4 protein-coding genes are annotated in these 3,686 nt (G+C 45.1%); 3 read left to right on the top strand and 1 reads right to left on the bottom strand.

Annotated elements, in window-relative coordinates; genetic code table 11:
• Positions 1–83: 83 nt before the first annotated feature.
• Together RMO52_RS12560 and RMO52_RS12555 are read left to right on the top strand one after the other, a co-directional pair.
• Positions 84–968 (top strand): ParA family protein, encoded by an 885-nt coding sequence (locus RMO52_RS12560; RefSeq protein WP_310414623.1) that lies wholly within the window; start codon positions 84–86, stop codon positions 966–968.
• Between the two features lie 4 nt (positions 969–972).
• On the top strand, positions 973–2,208 hold the full coding sequence (locus RMO52_RS12555) for a ParB N-terminal domain-containing protein (RefSeq protein ID WP_310414622.1): 1,236 nt from the start codon (positions 973–975) through the stop codon (positions 2,206–2,208).
• Positions 2,209–2,244: 36 nt separating this feature from the next.
• Here RMO52_RS12555 and RMO52_RS12550 read toward each other — a convergent pair whose 3' ends face one another.
• Complete coding sequence (locus tag RMO52_RS12550; RefSeq protein WP_310414621.1) at positions 2,245–2,694, bottom strand: restriction endonuclease; 450 nt, start codon at positions 2,692–2,694, stop codon at positions 2,245–2,247.
• Positions 2,695–2,797: 103 nt separating this feature from the next.
• Between RMO52_RS12550 and RMO52_RS12545 the strand changes: the two genes are divergently transcribed.
• Positions 2,798–3,460: a flavin reductase family protein gene (locus RMO52_RS12545; protein WP_310414618.1), complete on the top strand. Its 663-nt coding sequence runs from the start codon at positions 2,798–2,800 to the stop codon at positions 3,458–3,460.
• Positions 3,461–3,686 lie beyond the last annotated feature (226 nt).

Below are 3,686 nucleotides of genomic sequence, written 5' to 3'. Positions count from 1 at the left end.
CAGATTTGCACTTTATATGGTTCAATCTATCGTGTGGGACAACGTTGTCCCACACGCTTGCGTAAAGTTCGCATATCTACCACATGACCTTACCGCAAAAAAGTAGCCAGTCCAAAGTGGCTCAAAGACAAATTCGGATTTGTATTGCCAGTAATGCTGGCGGATCTGGTAAAACAACTGCTGCCGTTCATTTAGCCTATGCGATCGCTGCCAAAGGATTTAAGGTGACGATTATCGAATTAGATATCTCTAGTTCCTTGAGTACCTTCACTGGATTGTCCATGAATCCAGAACCACAAGACTCGATCTCGACGGTCTTCGAGCCTGATTTTGCTGGAAACTATCCACTTAAACCAGTCTGGGCAGAAAAAACTGACAAAATTACCGCTATCCAAGGTGGTGAGGCGATCGAGCGAGTAATTCGCGAAATTCCCCTCAATCCGCGCGGACATTATTTGTTGCAAGATCGGCTCGAAGATTACCCCCTAGCTGCCGATGTCATTCTATTCGATACCCCAGCTACCTTAGAACCAATGGGGGTCGTTGCCTTGGCTGCTAGCACCCACGTTCTATCGCCAATTAAGCCAGAAAATAAGGATGCTGAAGGCTTTGCTGGTTTTATCCGGTGGTATTTTAGGCAACTGTCAGAATTGAGACTGCGCCCCAAGCCAGAAATCTTGGGATTCGTTCCCAATCGAGTAGACTGGGCTGAAACCTCCATGCACCGGAATTTTCTGGGATTGAATAAACAGGGGAAACTTCGCACTGATATCGATCTGAGCGATACCTTGCCAGTGTTAATTGAAGAGATGGGGATTCATTGCTTCCCTGCAATTCGCCAATCTAATTACTATCTCAATGCGTCTTTGGAAAGATTGCCGCTTCAGCTTTATCGCCCTGGCTGTGATGCTGCTAAAGATTTCGACCCGATTACCGACAAAATTGTGGAATTATTAACCGAGGCATAATCATATGGCTAGTCAGACTAAAAAATTAAGCGGATTGCGCGATTCTTTTCAAGGTGCTAGGGAATATCAACAAATCGAGGGTTTACAATCTCAAGTAGAGAATCTCCAATCTGAAGTTGCTAAGTTAAAGTCCCTAGAACTAAATAGTGCCCAGCAGTCTCAACTCGAACTTCAGATCGAGCAGCTCACCGCACAATTAGCGGCACGATCTGGAATTCATAAAATTTTAATAAGTTCGATCGATCGTGATGAAGCTCAACCACGAACTGTATTTCCCCCAGCTTTAATTCAAGAACGGGCTGAAAGCCTTCGCACTAAGGGTCAACTCACGCCGATTATTGTAATTCCAAATGGCGATCGATATAAGTTGTTTGAAGGTGAATTACGCTGGCGAGGTGCTCAGAAACTAGAGTGGCAGGAGTTGGACGCGGTGTTTTTAACCTCGGCAGAATCCTTGAATGCGACAGAAATCTTCGAGCGGCAGGTAGTTACCAGTATTCAATCGCAACGTCTCCACGATCTGGATATCGCTGAGGCAATAATTAAACTGACAGTCGATCGTTATCCCAACTGGGCTGGACGAGAAACTGAGATTCCGAAGGCTCTTCATGCCGCTCTGCGTCAGATGGAGCGAGAGGGTACCGCTCCAGATTTTAATACTCTCAAAATAGCCGATCCCCAGACTCAACAATTATGGCTGGATAGTCTAGAGAACAAAGATGAGGAAAAACAGATTTTTCAGACGATCTTAGGCTTACAACTTCATCCCGCTAGTATTAATAAGCATATTCTCCCCCTTTTAAAAGTGTCAGATGATGTCAAAGCGGCGATTAGAGAGTATGGAATTGAAGGTAGCAAGGCAAAGCAAATTGACAGGCTTACCCCTGAATATCTGGGACAGTCAGATGAAGATGCCTTGAAAATTAGAGCCGAGGTAATTCAACAAATAACTGAGGACAAATTATCTTTAATTGAAACCAAAATGTTAGTTGAAGATACGATCGATACTCATGTCCCCACTCCTGTAATTAAACCAGATCGAGTCGTTAAAGTGACTGGGAAGGTTAATAAGTTGTTGGCAGATATTAATAATGCCCAAGAACTAGCCGATCTCGAACGCGCACTCAAGGAAATCCAAAAAGCTCTTAAACTCAAACGTTCTGAGCTTCAGCCGCCATCTCAGTCGCCTTCAGCAATAGATCGTTTAAGTGTGGGACAACGTTGTCCCACAGGTATTTAATGCGCGATAGAGCGGGTCTTTTGGTTTTATTTTCTCCTAAACTTCTGTTGTAAAGCAGGTATCTCTAGTAGACAAATCTAGTTTCAGTTGTCGATGCAATATCAGTGGTAATTGTGGCAATCGATCGATTAGATCGGTAAGTGTTAGCTGCCAATTTTGCTTGTTCTGGCGAGATCTGCGAACTTTTGGTAGTTTCAATTTCAGCGATAATTGCCCTGGCGTAGGTTGAGGGCGATGGCGGTGCATTCTTAAATGACACCCGCTGCATAAACAAACTAGATTGGACGTATCATTCTGAGCGGGATTGCCATCTAAATGGTGAACTTGCGCCGAGAGCTTGCGTCTGAGCGAGAGATCGAGATGGCGGTAACTACTATGTGGAGGTAAACACTTCAAACCGCAGCGGTTACAACGATAACCTGCCGCTTGCTTAACTGTGGTGGCAATGTCCGACCAATTATCTGGATAGTCCAGCGTTAGAGCCATAATTCTAATCCAAGATTTTAATCTTCAACGCAAAGCTTGCACGTTGCTAATCGACGATCGTTCACAATATAAATTGTCCCATGCGATCGCTCTCATAAATCCCATGTCACAAAATCCCCACGATCGAACTGTCGTACAGCCCTACTTAGGATTTGACTGCGCCCAGTTATCCCCAACCGAAGCCTATCGATTGCTCAACCATCTGGTTGCACCGCGCCCAATTGCCTTTGTATCCACCATCTCTGCCGATGGCATTCCAAATTTAGCCCCATTTAGCTTTTTTATGGCGGGTGGACTCAATCCACCCTCAGTTGCCTTTTCACCACTTACCAATCGCTACGGAAAGCTCAAGGATACACTCCAAAATATTCAAGCCACTGGTGAGTTTACGATTAATGTCGTCAGCGCAGGAATGCAGGAGCGGGTGAATATTGCCTCAATCGATTTTGAATCCGGCGTGAGTGAATGGGAGCAAGCTGGTTTTACTCCAGCACCCACAGTTAAAATTCGTCCCTCACGAGTAGCCGAGAGTTTGATGGCGATGGAATGTCGGCTCTATCAAATCGTCTCGCATGGGGACGAGGTAAACTCTGCAAACTACGTCATTGGTGAAGTCGTCTATTTCCATGTCGCTCAATACTTGATGGTAAACGGGGAAATCGATCCAACTCAGGTGAACTATATCAGTCGCATGGGCGGCAATTGGTACGATCTAGTCAACAGTGATTCGATGTTTGAATTGAGCCGTCCACAAAGTCAGAGATGAACACCTAATTGGCGATAACTCGACCGGAATCAGATTATCGACATCAAGCCGTCGGAATCAAATTGCAATTGCCCCGAAAGCACAAACTATATTTGTTTGGCTTTCATCACTGACTGTGAACACTCACTGACTCACTGATCATCAAACAACTGCGCGCGTTCATCAGTCCTTCAGCTCCCTGCTACAAATGAGTGACGTGGATATCAAGGATATCGATCACGTGGAG

The sequence above is a fragment of the Chamaesiphon sp. OTE_8_metabat_110 genome, from assembly GCF_031382685.1.
Lineage (GTDB): Bacteria > Cyanobacteriota > Cyanobacteriia > Cyanobacteriales > Chamaesiphonaceae > Chamaesiphon.
This window is presented reverse-complemented; position numbering and strand designations above follow the sequence as displayed.